This is a genomic window from Gordonia namibiensis NBRC 108229 (assembly GCF_000298235.1).
In the GTDB taxonomy this organism is placed as follows: Bacteria; Actinomycetota; Actinomycetes; order Mycobacteriales; family Mycobacteriaceae; genus Gordonia; species Gordonia namibiensis.
Map to the genome: position 1 here is coordinate 39,698 of NZ_BAHE01000007.1, position 14,321 is coordinate 54,018.

Sequence of the window (14,321 nt, forward strand, 5' to 3'; positions counted from 1 at the left end):
GTCAGTTCTTGAACCCGACGCTGAAGTCATGCCCCCACAGACTGACCGCGGTGCTCTCCCGCGCGATCCACTCGTCGTCGTTGACCGTTCTTCCCTCGCAACCGAACTCGACGTCGAAGCCGCCCGGTGTCTTCATGTAGAAGGAGAGCATCAGGTCGTTGACGTGCCGGCCCAGGGTTGCCGACATGGGGACCTTCTTGCGCAGGGCGCGGTCGAGGCAGAGTCCGACGTCGTCGGAATTCTCGACCTCCACCATCAGGTGGACGATGCCGGTGCTGTTGGGGATCGGCAGGAACGCCAACGAGTGGTGTCGCGGGTTGCAACCGAGGAACCGCAGCCACGGGACCTCGTCGCCCTCTTCGCGTCCGACGACCTGCGGGGGCAGCCGCATCGAGTCGCGGAGCTTGAATCCCAGGACGTCCCGGTAGAACTCGAGCGCGGCCTTGTCGTCCTCACACGTGAGCACGACGTGACCGAGACCCTGTTCCTCGGTGACGAAGCGATGACCGTAAGGGCTGACGATGCGACGGTGCTCGAGCGCGGCCCCGTGGAACACCTCGAGGGTGTTGCCTGCGGGGTCGTCGAACACGATCATCTCGGCGACGCGGCGGTCGGCGATCTCCTCGTCCTTGCCCTCCCGGAAGACGACGTGCGCACCGGCCAGGCGGTCGCGGACCTCCTGCAGCGCAGCGGCGTTCGCGACCTCCCACCCCGCGCAGGCCAGGCGATCGTGCTCCGAAGGAACAATGACCAGGCGGGCGGGGAAATCGTCCATCCGCAGATAGAGCGCTCCCTCGGTGAGCCCGGAACCCTCGATCATGCCGAGGACCTTGAGGCCGTAGGTGCGCCAGGCCTCGATGTCGGTCGCCTCGATCCTCATGTATCCCAATGAACGGATCGGACAGTCAGTCATCTCCACGATCTCCTGTTTCCTGCTCCCGTGGGGAGCGAGTTTGCGAGCGTTCCCTGCTCCCTGAGGAGCGAGCCTGCGAGCGTTCCCTGCTCCCTGAGGAGCGAGCCTGCGAGCGTTCCCTGCTCCCTGAGGAGCGAGCCTGCGAGCGTTCCCTGCTCCCTGAGGAGCGAGCCTGCGAGCGTCTCGAAGGGTCAGACCATCGTGTCGCCGATGGGAATCCCGAACTCGCCGTTGCCGAATGCGACGTAGGCACGTTCCGGATCGTTGGCGGCGTGCACGCGTCCGGCGTGGGCGTCGCGCCAGAACCGCTGGATCGGGGTTCCGTTCTCGAGTGCGTGGGCGCCCGAGTTCTCGAAGAGACGGTCGATGGCGGAGATCGCCCGGCCGGTGGCGCGCACCTGGTCGCGACGGGCCGCGAGACGCAGCTCCATGGGAACCTCTTCGCCGGCGAGGATCAGGTCGTACTCGGCCTGCAGGTTGCCCGACAGCTGGCGCCAGGCGGCGTCGATGTCGCTGGCGGCCTCGGCGATACGCACCTTCGCGAAAGGATCGTCCTTGGCCTTCTCGCCGGCGTATGCGGCGCGGACGCGCTTGCCCTGGTGCTCGACGTGAGCGTGGTAGGCACCGTAGGCCATCCCGACGATCGGGGTCGCAATGGTGCTGGGATGAATAGTGCCCCAGGGCATCTTGTAGACCGGCGCGGTGTTCTGCTCGAGACCCGGGCTCTGCCCCATCGACATGGTGCGCATGCTGAGCATGCGGTGGCGGGGAACGAAGACGTCCTTGACCTCGATGGTGTTGGAGCCGGTGCCGCGCAGACCGACGACGTTCCAGACGTCCTTGATCGTGTAGTCCTCGCGCGGGATCAGGAAGCTGACGAAGTCGACCGGCTTGCCGTTCTTGATGACCGGTCCACCGACGAACACCCAGTCGGCGGTGTCGCAGCCCGACGACCAGGCCCACGATCCGTTGACCTTGTAGCCGCCGTCGACGACCTCACCCATGCCCATCGGCGCGTACGACGACGAGATGCGGACGTTGGGGTCCTTGCCCCAGACATCTTCCTGCGCCTGCTGGTCGAAGAGTGCGAGGTGCCAGTTGTGGATGCCGATGATGCCCGACACCCAACCCGTCGACCCGCAGGCCGAGGCAATACGCCGCACGGCCTCGTAGAAGGTGACCGGATCGACCTGGTAACCACCCCACTGCTCGGGCTGCATCAGCTTGAAGAAGCCTGCCGTCTCGAGGCTGGACACGGTCTCCTCGGGGATTCGGCGCAGATCCTCGGTGGCCTGCGCCCGCTGCTCGATCTCCGGGAGCAGTGCGTTGATCTTCTCCAGGACCTGCTCGGCGGCTTCGCTCCGTTGTGCTGGCATCTCGCCTGCTCCTACCTGTCTCTCCCTCGGCCGGACGGCGCCGGCCGCTTACTCATCGAGTTCGAGATTAGAACACGTTCTCATTTCTGTCGAGCACCGGGACTTTATGCCCATGTACAGCACTGATCGGCAATCTGGACCGCGATCCACCCAAAGGATTTGAAACGTGTTCTAGTATTGGTGGCAAGGTTCGATGCGACACCAGCCACAGACAGGAGAGGGCATATGTCACCAGCACCCGACACGATGACCCCGAAGACCCCCGGTTCGTCCGACGACGCCGAGGTGGGCATCCGGGAGATCGACACCGGCGCACCGCCCACCCGGTTCGCCCGCGGGTGGCACTGCCTGGGTCTGTTCAGCGAGTTCGACGACGGCAAGCCGCACTCCGTGCAGGTCTTCGGCACCAAGCTCGTCGTCTGGGTCGACACCAAGGGTGAGCTGAACATCCTCGACGCCTACTGCCGACACATGGGCGGCGACCTCTCGCAGGGCAAGCTGTCCGGTGACAACGTGGCCTGCCCGTTCCACGGCTGGCTGTGGAAGGGCAACGGCCGCTGTGCCGGCGTCCCGTACGCCAAGCGCAACCCCAAGCTCGCCAAGACCCGCTCGTGGCCTTCGATGGTCCGCAACGGCCAGGTCTTCGTCTACAACGATCCCGAGGGCAACCCGCCGCCGGAGGAGGTCATCATCCCGGAGCTGGCCGAGGTCGGGTCCGAGGAGTGGACCGACTGGACCTGGAACCGGATCGTGATCGAGGGCTCGAACTGCCGCGAGATCATCGACAACGTCGTCGACATGGCGCACTTCTTCTACGTGCACTTCGCCTTGCCGGACTACTTCAAGAACGTCTTCGAGGGCGAGATCGCCGCGCAGTACATGAATTCGCACGGACGCCCCGACGTCACGTTGGGAACCAACTACGGCGACAGTCGGCTCGAATCGATCGCCGCCTATTACGGCCCGTCCTACATGCTGAACCCGATGGTCCAGTACTACGGCGGCTTCGCGGTCGAGACCATCCTGACCAATTGCCACTACCCGATCGACGAGAACTCGTTCGTCCTGATGTACGGCGTCATGGCGAAGGTGCCCGAGGGTCTCACCGCCGAGCAGGCGTCGAAGATGGCGACCAAGATCAGCGCCGGCGTCGAGGTCGGCTTCCTGCAGGACGTCGAGATCTGGAAGAACAAGACCCGGATCGACAATCCGCTCCTCGTCGAGGAGGACGGCCCGGTGTACCAGCTCCGACGCTGGTATGAGCAGTTCTACGTCGACAAGGCCGACGTCACCGAGGAGATGACCGGCCGGTTCGAGTACGAGATCGACACCTCGAAGGCAGTCGAGAGCTGGAACGCCGAGATCGAGGAGAACCTCCGGCGCCAGGAGGCCGAGAAGGCTGCGGCCGAACAGTCGGCAGACGGCGCCACGGACTCCTCGGAGAAGGCGCAGGTCTGACGATGACCCGGGCCGCGTCACGAGCACACTGGGCCAAGGCGCCCGATTTCGGCGACGATCCCGACCGGGCGGCCCGGGTCCACGCGGCGACCCAGCGCGACCGCGAGCACTACCTACAGGGAGGCATGCGGGAGATCGAATGCCGCGCCTGCCACGCCTGCGTGCTGGTGAAGAAGACCAGCGCTCACCACACGAGCGTGCAGTGGAACGCCGACGCCCGGAACCGATGCCACGGCCTCGAGCAGATGCGCGCCGGCGGTGACGACGGCAACGGACCGTTGCTCCCCGGTGCGATGATGCCGACGTGCGCCCGATTGTCGGCGAGTATCGACCACGGCGTCGCCGAGGGGATCATTCCCCCGGAGTCACCCGCCACGGATCCCGACGGTTATTGGTGAGCGTCGATTTGAGCACCACGGGCAACATTAATTGTCCTTAGCCTCACGCATCACAACGGTTACACCTTCATCACACGTAGAGAACTAACGGCGACACGCGGGTATTCGGTCGGCCAATCTGAGCGTCATGTCCGATTTGCGAACCCGCTGCGTGCGGGTCACCTGTGCTGTCGCCCTGTCCGCCGCGCTGTCCGTCGCGGCGCCGTTCGTGGGTTCACCGTTCGCCGATGCCGGACGCGCCGCCGCGGCCGGGTCGAGTTCCGGCTCCAGTGATTCCACCGGTTCGGTACCGATCTACCTGCCCATCCCCACCCCCACCGGTCTGGCGGCGCTCGGCGCGTCGATGACCCAGATCGGCAAGCCCTACCGATGGGGCGGAACCGGTCCGCACTCCTGGGACTGCTCTGGTCTCGTCCAGTGGGCTTTCCACACCGCAGGCGTGAACCTGCCGCGGACCAGCCAGCAGCAGGCGAAGGTCGGCAACGCGATCCCGTTCAGCGCCCTCGCCCCCGGCGACATCATCATCTTCGGCCGCGACGCCGGGCACGTCGGCATCTACGCCGGCGGCGGCCGCGTGTTCAACGCCTACGCCACCGGCAAGCCCATCGGCTTCACCAAGGTCAAGGACATGGGGCCCATCAAGACGATTCGTCGTTTCGGCTGACCACCGGGCCCACCGACCGTCCGGGCCACACCGAGGTCGCGACCGCGAACCCCACGACGACGAGCAGCAGCACCGCGACCACCACGGTGCCGAGCAGCCCGTAACCCGGTTGCATCGTCGGGAGTTCGAGGTCGAGGGCCTCGCCGACCCGGTCGGAGAACAGGTGCGTTGCCGGATCGCTCAGCGTCCGCAGCCCCACGACCAAGGCGACGACCGCCGCCAGTCCGATCACCCCGATCGCCGCCGGACGGAGACGCTCGTGCCACCACGCCAACGCGGCGACCAGCGCGATGACCGCACCGAGGATCACCACACTCAGACCGGGCCGGTCGGTGTTGTCCTCGAAGAAGAAGGCCACGTCCTCATCGCTCGCCCCCGGGACGGTCACCCGTCCGAGACCGGTGATGGACGGTTGCACGCCCTCGTCGGTGCTTCCCCACTCCACCTGCGCGAACAGCACCAGGAGGAGGCCACCGACGAGGGCGGCAGGCCACACGAAGGTGCGGAGTCTGTCGACGATGCCCGGTTCTGTCGTCATGCCGACCAGATTGCCATTCACCCGCCTCCCGCCGCCGATCGACTAGGCGAGGACCTCGATACGCACCGTCCCCGCTTCGCTCGGTCGGCCCTACTCGGCCGGCATAGCCGAAGCCGTATCCCCCGCCGATTGAGTAGGCGAGGACCTCGATACGCACCGTCCTCGCTGCGCTCGGTCGGCCCTACTCGGCCGGCATAGGCGAAGCCCTATCCCCCCGCTGATTGAGTAGGCGAGGAGCTCGCGACGAGCCGTATCGAAATCACGCGCCGGTATCGATCTCACCGGAGCATCCCAACCCGCTGTCGGAGCGATGAGTTTGCGCGACGCTGAGAGTCTCCACCTCAGTCGTTCACCAACATTCCGCATGGCAACGAAGGGATACGAGCATGGCCGAGTACGCAGCCCCGTCCGGGGCCCCGATCTGGTTCGACCTGATGAGCAGCGACACGGCGAGAGCCGAGAAGTTCTACGGGGAGATCTTCGGCTGGGAGACGGAGACACCGAACGAGGAGTTCGGCGGCTACCGGAACTTCCTCAAGAACGGCAAACCGATCGCCGGGCTCAGCCCCGCGATGGAAGAGGCTGGGCCGCCCAACATCTGGTCGGTGTATCTGCATTCCGAGGACGCCGACGCCACCGTGAACGCGGTCGAATCGGCCGGTGGAAGCGTCATGGTCCCGCCCATGCCGGTCGGTGACGAGGGCAGGATGATGGTCGCCACCGATCCGGCCGGAGCCGTCATCGGTTTCTGGCAGCCGAAGCAGCACAAGGGCTATTCGGAGTTCGGCGATCACGGCACCCCGTACTGGTTCGAATGCCAGTCCAAGGATTACGCCAAGTCACTCGACTTCTATCGCGCCGTGCTCGGCGCACGCATCGAGGAGGTCGGCACCGGCGGGGACCCCGACGCCGTGGGTCCCGACCATTACGGCCAGATCTTCTACGGCGACGAGTCCTACGCCGGGATCATGGACGCTTCCAAGCTGTTTCCCGAGGACGTGCCGTCGTTCTGGCAGATCTACATCACCGTCGACGACGTGGCGGCGACGGTCAAGCAGGTCGAGTCCCTCGGCGGCGAGATCGTGATGCCCGGTGAGGACACCCCGTACGGGACGCTCGCGGCGATCAAGGACCCGATGGGTGCGCTGATCTGCCTCGGACATCCGCCGGCCGGGATGTGACACCGCGCGATCGGTAGAAGAAACACGCGCCATGCGCGTGTGTTCTCTACCGATCGTCGTCGGGCGGGTACTCGTCGGGGTCGTCGGGACCGAGCGCGGTCGCCTGTTCGACGACGTCGGCGGGATCGGCCTCGAGGGAGATCGACGGCACCTCCGACTCGACGGGGGATTCACCGTCGACGGGCTCGACGGGGGTCGTCTGCTCGACGACGTCGGCGTCGTTCGCTTCCCCTCCGGTCCACGCTTGAGTGTCTGCCATGGCGACTCCTTCCGGTTGCGGGTGCTCGGCACACCGGATGTCCGAGCGCGACCTTCCGGCGCCCTTCCGATGATCCTGACGTCCGCGACAGGCGTCAACATCCCGGGATCGGCAGTCGGAGGAGTTCACCGGAGACGACGCCCCGGACGGTCCGGGCGGCGACGACACCCCAGGCGAGGACCAGCACCGCGAAACCGGCGACCGCCGCGACCTCGAACACCGGTCCGCCCAGGGTGAGCGCCAGCGCGGAGGAACCGGTCACGTAGGTGCCCATCGGGAAGGTGAACGACCACCACGTCATCGCGAACGGCATACCCGCACGAGCGGTGCGGACGGTGAGCCGCGCGGCGACGAGAATCCAGACCGTGGCGACCGCCCACACGACGAGCCCATAGGCGACCGCGAACTCGTGCATCGCTCCCGCAACCGAGGCGGACACAGCGTCGGGCGCCACGTGGGCGAGCAGACACACCGCCGTGACCGACTGCCCGAGCGGGCCCAACACAATCCACCAGGTGGGCATCATGGTCGCGGCGCCGTGGTCGCCGGTCCGGAACCGACGGACCAGGGCGACCAGGATGGGCGTCGCGGCGACCACCGCCAGTCCGAACATCGCGAACCCGACCCCGAGAACCAGGGTCCGTGCCCACCCGGCGCCGAGCTGACCGGCCAGGATCGCCGCGGCCGACGCCGACACCATCGGCGCCACGACCGGCATCAGCCAGCCGCCGAACGCCTCCCCGACGTGAGCACGCCGCAAGATCAGGTGCCGGTACGGGATGACCAGCGCGGTCACCACGCCGCCGAGCGTGCCGACGATCCAGCACACGACATCGACGCCGACGGCAACGTCTCGGCCGACGACCCCGACGCCGACCAGGAGAGTGCTGGTCCCCACCGTCATGACGGCCATCGGCACCGCACCGTAGAAGTGCGCGACGACGCGGTGATCGTGGTGGCTGCGAGCGACAGCGGGGTCCATCAGCCAGTGGCCGATCGTGGTGATGACCACGCCCCCGAACACGACGCAGGCAAGCATCCAGAACCCGGCGGCCACGACGCTCAGGACGGCCGGCTGCCAGGGCAGGCCGTGCGCGGCGATGGCGATGATCCCCGTGCCCATCACCGCCGCGAACCAGTTCGGCGGGAAGTAGGTGACCCGGGCGCGCACTCCGCGCGCGGTGCCGGGCAGAGAGCCGGCCGGGGTCGGGCGAGCGGTCATCGTGGTCATGTCCACCACGATCGCGTGGATGCCGCGCCCCCGGTAGAGCCCGAATCGTTGGAAGGTCACAAACTCCGCTTGTAGCTGGGGTACCAACGACGGTTGTACCCTCGGACGATGGTTCTCAGTCCGCGGATGCCCGACCTCGCCTCGTTGGAGACCCTGCAGGCGGTCGTCAGCACGGGCAGTCTCAATGCGGCGGCCGGCGAGCTCGGTGTCACCCAGCAGGCGGTGTCGGCACGTATCCGCGCGATGGAGACCCAGCTGGGCGTCGGACTGCTGACACGAACACCACGCGGATCGGTCCCGACCCAGTCCGGCCGGCTCGTCGCCGAGTGGGCCGACCGGTTGCTCACGCTGGCAGGCGAATTCGACGCCGGGCTCGCCGCGCTGCGGCTGGAGAGGCGCGATCAGCTGCGGCTGGCCGCGAGCCTCACCGTCGCGGAGCATCTCCTCCCCCGCTGGCTTGTGTCCTTCGCCTCCCAGCACGAACCCGCGCCGAAGGTGTCGTTCACCGCCGCCAACTCCGACCACGTCTGCACACTGGTGCGCGACGGCGAGGTCGAACTCGGGTTCGTCGAGGGACCTCGGGTGGCGCCCGGACTCCGGAGCCGGACGATCGCACGTGACGAGCTCGTCGTCGTCGTGCCGCCCGATCATCCGTGGACTCGTAGCCGCCGTCGGATCGGGGCCGCCGATCTCGCCGGTACCGCGCTCGTGACCCGCGAGGAGGGCTCGGGCACGCGCGAGTTCTTCGAACGCGCTCTCACGCGGGCGCTGGGACCGTCCCGCGAGATCACCGCACCGGTGCTGGAACTGTCGACCACGGCGTCGGTGCGCGCCGCAGTCATCGCGGGGGCCGGGCCGGCCGTGCTCAGCAACCTGTCGGTCGCCGACGATCTCGGCCGACGGCTGGTCCGTATCCCGATCGACGACCTCGATCTCGAACGTCAGCTACGCGCGGTGTGGTCATCCGGTCCTCAACCCAATGCCGGTGCAGCCCGGCACTTCCTGGCACATATCGGCCGATCCTGAACACTCAGGAAGAGGCGCGGTCCTCGACATCGGTCCCGTGGGCACCCGCGTTGAGCAGGTGATGCGCCTCGGGATTCCCATCGAGGGCACGGCTGGTACGCCGGGCGACCTTCCAGCCGGCCTCGGTACGCACGAACCTCCAGTGATGCGCGGTGGCGCGGAGAACGCGGAACCCCTTGTCGCCGGACAGGACCAGAAGTGAGTGGCTGGCGGCGATCGCCTCGTCGGCGTCGACGTTCACATGAACCGCACCCTGGAGATGTGTGCAGCCGCGGGCGATGAGTCCTTGATGTGCGTCGGAGCGGACCATCGCGGCGATGTCATCGCGGCCCTGCATGTAGAGGCCGTCGACGTCGTAGATGCCGTCGGGCGTCCACAGCGCGGCAACCGCCTCGGCGTCGCCGCTGTCGACGAGCGGTCCGTACGAGGTGACCAGGCGGGTGATCTCCCGTTCGTCGGCAAGAAGCCGAACAGTGTCCTCGAGCTGGGTCATCTTCTCTTCGATCGTCATCGCGTTCACCCCTTCAGTCCGAGTTCGGCGAGTCGTCGCAGCTGACCGATGTAGTGGTCGGCCGACGACGCCCGGATCGTCACGCCGACGATCGTCGCACCGGCGGAGCGGGTCTTCTCCAGCTCTGCGGCGGTGCCCTCGGCGTCCTCCGGATCGAGCGGCCCCGCGCCGAGCACCACCTCGAAACCGTGCGGGACCTCGACCGCGTCGAGCATCTCCCGGAGTCGGGACCGGCCCAGTCCGAACGGAACCCAGCCGTCACCGAGCTCGACGGCCCGCCGCAGGGACCGACTCGTTCGTCCGCCGACCCAGATCGGCACCCGTTGCTGTACCGCACACGGTTCGACGATCGAGCCGCCGAACTCATAGTGGGTGCCCTGATATTCCGGTTCGGAGGCCGACAACGAGGCGCGCAGCGCGCGCATCGCGTCGTCGGCGCGATCACCGCGACCACCGAACTCGACACCGAGGAGATCGAACTCCTCACGCAGTGAACCGACTCCGACGCCGAGCGTCACCCGTCCCCCGCTGATGGTGTCGAGCGTCCCGTAGCGTTTCGCGATCTCCAGGGGATGGTGGTACCCGAGCACCAGCACCTGGGTGAGGAACCGGATGGTCCGCGTTCGTCCCGCGAGGAACCCGAAGAAGGACAACGGGTCCCAGTAGGTACCGCCGCGCTGGGCAGCGATCGCGGTGGGCACTGCGACGTGCTCGCTGCAGGTGAGGTACTCGAAACCCAGTTCGTCCGCGGCCGCGGCGATGTCGGCGAGTTCGGCGATCCCCGCGGTCGCCTCCCACTCACCTGCGACACCCGGCAAACGCGTGACGATCGGGCTGGTGATGCCGAGGCGATAGTCAGGCAGGGTCGGCTCCTTTCGATACGCCCTCCGCAAGCTCCGGGCTACTCAAGGAGCAGAAACATGCGCCCTCCGCAGGCTCCGGGCTACTCAAGGAGCAAAAACATACGCCCTCCGCAAGCTCCGGGCTACTCAAGGAGCAGATGATGCGGCCTTCTGCGGGAACAATTTCAGCATCGCCTCATGCTGGGCCAGGATCAGACTGCGGCGGTCGGGTCCGTTGATCTTCTCCGCCCGGCGGGCGTTGCCGCCGGCCACCCACACCGGGCCGTCGGCGAGATGCTCGAGACCCTCGCGGGCGACGTCGTCGGGCTCGCTCGCCTTCAGCGGCCCGCCGAGGTTCATCCCGGCCCGTTCCATCGCGGGTGTACGCGTCACTCCCAGAACGAGTTCGAGGACGTCGACACCGTGGTCGCGCAGCTCGAGCCACAGGGATTCGGCGAACACGCGCCCGAAAGCCTTGACCGCGCCGTAGATCGAGAGATGCTTGCCGCCCAGGTAACCGCTCATGGAACCGACGAGCAGCAGCCCACCACTCCCCCGGGCCCGCAACCGGGCACCGAAGTGGTGCACGAGTGCGAGCTGGGCGGTGATGTTCAGATCGATGACGGTCTGGAACTTCTCGAGGTCACCCTCCACGAAGTCGGCACCGTAGGTGTTGGCGCCGGCGTTGTAGACGAGCAACCCGACATCGAGATCGGCGGTGGCGGAGATTATTTCATCGATCGCCGAGGGGTCGGTCAGGTCGACCGACAGGGTCAGCGCCTGAACGCCGCGGGCCCGGACCTCGGCAGCCGTTTCTTCGAGCGGTCCGGGTTTACGCGCGATGAGTACGAGATTGACCCCGGCGTCGGCGAGCTGGTGGGCGAACGAGGCGCCCACGCCCTCCGAACCGCCGGCGATCACCGCCCACGGGCCGTACTTCGTCGCGTCGAAGCCGGATCCGAAACCGTCAGGACTCTCAGACACCGGCATTCGCGTCTTGCTTCTTCTTCAGCTCCAGCGCGATGTCGATGAGCTGGTCCTCCTGGCCGCCGACGAGCTTGCGGGCGCCTGCCTCGAGGAGGATCTCGGCGGCTGAGACGCCGTAGCGCTCGGCGTGACCCTCGGCGTGCTTGAGGAACGAGCTGTAGCAGCCCGCGTAGCCCATCATCATCGCCGGTCGGTCCACCAGGCACTCCGACGGCATGGCCGGGCGGACCACGTCCTGTGCGACGTCGGCGATCTTCATGAAGTCGACTCCGGTGGTGATGCCGAGCTTGTCGCACACACCGACGAAGGCCTCGGTGGGCGTGTTGCCCGCACCGGCACCGAAGCGTCGGATGGAACCGTCGATCTGCTGGGCGCCCGCACGAATCGCGTTGACCGAGTTGGCGATCGCGATGTCGAGGTTCTCGTGCCCGTGGAACCCGACCTGGGCGTCGTTGCCGAGTTCGGCGACCAGCGCCTCGACCCGGACGGTGACGTCCTCGAGGACCAGCGCGCCCGCGGAGTCGACGACGTACACACACTGGCAGCCGGCGTCGGCCATGATGCGGGCCTGCTTGGCGATGACCTCCGGCGGCTGACTGTGGCTCATCATCAGGAAGCCGACGGTCTCGAGGCCGAGGTCGCGCGCGAGGCCGAAGTGCTGAATGGAGACGTCGGCCTCGGTGCAGTGGGTGGCGATGCGGCAGATCTGGCCGCCGTTGTCCTGGGCGGCGCGGATGTCATCCTTGGTGCCCAGACCGGGCAGCATCAGGAAGGCGATCTTGGCCCGCTTGGCGGTCTCGGCCGCGGCCTTGATGAGCTGCTGCTCAGGGGTTTTGGAGAACCCGTAGTTGAACGACGAGCCGCCGAGGCCGTCGCCGTGGGTCACCTCGATGACCGGCACGCCGGCCTCGTCGAGGCCGCCGACGATCGCCCGGACCTCCTCCTCGGTGAACTGGTGACGCTTGTGATGACTGCCGTCACGCAGCGAGGAATCGGTGATGCGGATGTCGAGAGTGTCGGAGTACTTGCGCGCGTTCGCCATCAGCTTCGGGTCGCGCGGTGTCAGAACCACGTTGGTGCTCATGCGGGGACTCCCAACTTCTTCTTCGCGAGTTCTTCGCCGACCTTGGTCGCGGCGGCGGTCATGATGTCCAGGTTGCCGGCGTAGGGCGGCAGGAAGTCGCCCGCACCCTCGACCTCCACGAAGATCGACACGCGCGCGTAGCCGCCGTTCAGGACGCTCGGCGGGTCGAACTGCGGGTCCTGCAGGAGGCGGTAACCCGGCACGTACTGCTGGATCTCCTTCTCGCGCCGGTGGATCGACTCCGCGATGGCGTCGGTGTCGGCATCCTCGGGAATCGCGCAGAAGATGGTGTCGCGCATGATCATCGGCGGGTCGGCGGGGTTGAGGATGATGATCGCCTTGCCGCGCTGGGCGCCACCGATCGTCTCCACTCCCGCCGAGGTCGTCGCGGTGAACTCGTCGATGTTGGCGCGGGTGCCCGGACCGGCCGAGACCGAGGCGACCGACGCGACGATCTCCGCGTACGGGACCGGGACGACGGACGAGACCGCGTGCACCATCGGGATCGTCGCCTGCCCACCGCAGGTGATCATGTTGGTGTTCGGGGCGTCGAGGTGTTCGCGCAGGTTGGCCGGCGGGACCACGGCGGGTCCGACCGCTGCCGGGGTGAGATCCACCGCGGTGATCCCGGCGGCCTCGTACTTCGGGGCGTACTCACGGTGCACGTAGGCCGAGGTGGCCTCGAAGATGAGATCGGGCTTGTCCTGCGACCCGAGGAGTTCGTCCGCACCACCGCTCATCGTGATGAGCCCGTGGTCGGCGGCGCGCTTCATGCCCTCCGAGTCGGGGTCGATGCCGACCATCCATCGGGGTTCGATGACCTCCGAACGCTCCAGCTTGTACATCAGGTCGGTGCCGATGTTGCCCGATCCGATGATCGCCGCGGTCAGTTTTGCCGCCACGTGGACCCTCCTCTTGCTAGTGAAGTCTGTTGAATGTCAGGTGAAGTCGAGGGTGACCGAACCGAGGCCGGCGAATTCGGCCACGAAGTGGTCACCCGAGGAGATGTCGATCGCCCGCGTCGCCGTGCCGGGCAGGATCACATCGCCCTTGCGCAGCCGGACGCCGAAGCTGTCCACCTTGCGCGCCAGCCACGACACCGCGTTCAACGGATGACCCAGCACCGCGGACGAATTGCCCTTCGCGACGATCTCCCCGTTACGATGCAGGACCGCGTCGATGTCGCCGGTGTCGATCTCGCTGATCGGGACACGCTGCTGTCCGAGAATCCAGCCGCATGACGAGGCGTTGTCGGCGATGGTGTCGCACAGCGTGATCTTCCAGTCCTTGATGCGGGAGTCGATGAGCTCGATCGAGGGCACCACCCACTCGACCGCGGCGATGACATCGTCGTTGGTGCATCCCTCGCCGGGTAGATCCTCGCCCAGGATGAACCCGACCTCCACCTCGACCCGCGGGAAGCACAGCTTCTTCGCGTCGATGGGGGTCTCCTCGAAGTACTGCATCTCGTCGAGGAGGTGACCGTAGTCCGGCTCGTCGACGCCCATCATCTTCTGCATCGCCTCGGAGGCGAGGCCGACCTTGTGTCCGGCGACCTTGGCCCCGGCGTCGAGACGCTTGCCGATGTTGATCAGCTGGATCTCGTAGGCGTCGACCACGTCGAGGTCGGGATGGGTGTCCGTAGGACGGTCGATGGCCGTCGCCGACGTCTCCGCTTTCCACAGCTGCGCCGCAATCTGCTCGCGAACGTGCTGGTCAACCGCCATTGTGCCCTCACCTTTCCAATGTGAACGTGTTCTAGTTTAGAACACGTTGCATTTTCGGGGCACCCCTCGGTCCGATCGCCCGAAAATCTCTGCCGGCGACCATGTCACCATCTCCGCCGCAGCCGT

16 protein-coding genes are annotated in these 14,321 nt (G+C 66.9%); 5 read left to right on the forward strand and 11 right to left on the reverse strand.

Features of this window, described 5'->3' with window-relative positions; translation table 11 throughout:
• Position 1: 1 nt before the first annotated feature.
• Positions 2-913 (reverse strand): iron-dependent extradiol dioxygenase HsaC, encoded by a 912-nt coding sequence (gene hsaC, locus GONAM_RS03455; RefSeq protein WP_006865386.1) that lies wholly within the window; start codon positions 911-913, stop codon positions 2-4.
• Between the two features lie 191 nt (positions 914-1,104).
• The gene (hsaA, locus tag GONAM_RS03460) at positions 1,105-2,289 is read right to left on the reverse strand and encodes a 3-hydroxy-9,10-secoandrosta-1,3,5(10)-triene-9,17-dione monooxygenase oxygenase subunit (RefSeq protein ID WP_006865387.1); all 1,185 of its coding nucleotides are present in this window, start codon (positions 2,287-2,289) and stop codon (positions 1,105-1,107) included.
• Positions 2,290-2,514: 225 nt separating this feature from the next.
• On the opposite strand from hsaA, the gene GONAM_RS03465 reads away from it, so the two are divergent.
• The 3 genes from GONAM_RS03465 to GONAM_RS03475 all read left to right on the forward strand — a co-directional run bounded on the left by GONAM_RS03465 (position 2,515) and on the right by GONAM_RS03475 (position 4,809).
• Positions 2,515-3,747 carry a 3-ketosteroid-9-alpha-monooxygenase, oxygenase component gene (locus GONAM_RS03465; RefSeq protein WP_006865388.1) on the forward strand — a complete coding sequence of 411 codons (1,233 nt, stop codon included), beginning with the start codon at positions 2,515-2,517 and terminating at the stop codon, positions 3,745-3,747.
• 2 nt (positions 3,748-3,749) lie between these two features.
• Positions 3,750-4,145, forward strand: coding sequence for a hypothetical protein (locus GONAM_RS03470; RefSeq protein WP_006865389.1), 396 nt, complete (start codon positions 3,750-3,752; stop codon positions 4,143-4,145).
• A gap of 127 nt (positions 4,146-4,272) precedes the next feature.
• Positions 4,273-4,809, forward strand: coding sequence for a C40 family peptidase (locus tag GONAM_RS03475; RefSeq protein WP_006865390.1), 537 nt, complete (start codon positions 4,273-4,275; stop codon positions 4,807-4,809).
• Here GONAM_RS03475 and GONAM_RS03480 read toward each other — a convergent pair.
• On the reverse strand, positions 4,784-5,347 hold the full coding sequence (locus GONAM_RS03480; RefSeq protein ID WP_040535292.1) for a hypothetical protein: 564 nt from the start codon (positions 5,345-5,347) through the stop codon (positions 4,784-4,786). The genes GONAM_RS03475 and GONAM_RS03480 overlap by 26 nt on opposite strands.
• Positions 5,348-5,733: 386 nt before the next feature.
• Here GONAM_RS03480 and GONAM_RS03485 point away from each other — a divergent pair, with 386 nt between their 5' ends.
• Positions 5,734-6,528 (forward strand): VOC family protein, encoded by a 795-nt coding sequence (locus GONAM_RS03485; RefSeq protein ID WP_006865392.1) that lies wholly within the window; start codon positions 5,734-5,736, stop codon positions 6,526-6,528.
• 46 nt (positions 6,529-6,574) lie between these two features.
• Here the strand turns inward: GONAM_RS03485 and GONAM_RS03490 are convergent, their stop codons facing one another.
• Together GONAM_RS03490 and GONAM_RS03495 are read right to left on the reverse strand one after the other, a co-directional pair.
• Entirely contained in the window at positions 6,575-6,787 is a 213-nt protein-coding gene (locus GONAM_RS03490; RefSeq protein WP_006865393.1) for an Rv3202a family protein, read from the reverse strand.
• A 94-nt stretch (positions 6,788-6,881) separates the two neighbouring features.
• Complete coding sequence (locus GONAM_RS03495) at positions 6,882-8,078, reverse strand: TDT family transporter (protein WP_006865394.1); 1,197 nt, start codon at positions 8,076-8,078, stop codon at positions 6,882-6,884.
• Between the two features lie 48 nt (positions 8,079-8,126).
• Here GONAM_RS03495 and GONAM_RS03500 point away from each other — a divergent pair, with 48 nt between their 5' ends.
• Positions 8,127-9,044, forward strand: coding sequence for a LysR family transcriptional regulator (locus GONAM_RS03500; RefSeq protein ID WP_006865395.1), 918 nt, complete (start codon positions 8,127-8,129; stop codon positions 9,042-9,044).
• 4 nt (positions 9,045-9,048) lie between these two features.
• Here the strand turns inward: GONAM_RS03500 and GONAM_RS03505 are convergent, their stop codons facing one another.
• The 6 genes from GONAM_RS03505 to GONAM_RS03530 form a co-directional block, all read right to left on the reverse strand.
• Positions 9,049-9,555, reverse strand: coding sequence for a nuclear transport factor 2 family protein (locus GONAM_RS03505; RefSeq protein ID WP_006865396.1), 507 nt, complete (start codon positions 9,553-9,555; stop codon positions 9,049-9,051).
• 5 nt (positions 9,556-9,560) lie between these two features.
• Positions 9,561-10,448 carry an LLM class F420-dependent oxidoreductase gene (locus tag GONAM_RS03510; protein ID WP_006865397.1) on the reverse strand — a complete coding sequence of 296 codons (888 nt, stop codon included), beginning with the start codon at positions 10,446-10,448 and terminating at the stop codon, positions 9,561-9,563.
• A gap of 96 nt (positions 10,449-10,544) precedes the next feature.
• On the reverse strand, positions 10,545-11,387 hold the full coding sequence (locus tag GONAM_RS03515; RefSeq protein WP_006865398.1) for an SDR family NAD(P)-dependent oxidoreductase: 843 nt from the start codon (positions 11,385-11,387) through the stop codon (positions 10,545-10,547).
• Positions 11,374-12,468 carry a 4-hydroxy-2-oxovalerate aldolase gene (dmpG, locus tag GONAM_RS03520; protein WP_006865399.1) on the reverse strand — a complete coding sequence of 365 codons (1,095 nt, stop codon included), beginning with the start codon at positions 12,466-12,468 and terminating at the stop codon, positions 11,374-11,376. Before dmpG ends, GONAM_RS03515 begins: the two co-directional genes overlap by 14 nt.
• The gene (locus GONAM_RS03525) at positions 12,465-13,370 is read right to left on the reverse strand and encodes an acetaldehyde dehydrogenase (acetylating) (RefSeq protein ID WP_006865400.1); all 906 of its coding nucleotides are present in this window, start codon (positions 13,368-13,370) and stop codon (positions 12,465-12,467) included. The genes dmpG and GONAM_RS03525 overlap by 4 nt, the downstream gene beginning before the upstream one ends.
• Positions 13,371-13,406: 36 nt before the next feature.
• Complete coding sequence (locus GONAM_RS03530) at positions 13,407-14,195, reverse strand: 2-keto-4-pentenoate hydratase (RefSeq protein WP_006865401.1); 789 nt, start codon at positions 14,193-14,195, stop codon at positions 13,407-13,409.
• Positions 14,196-14,321 lie beyond the last annotated feature (126 nt).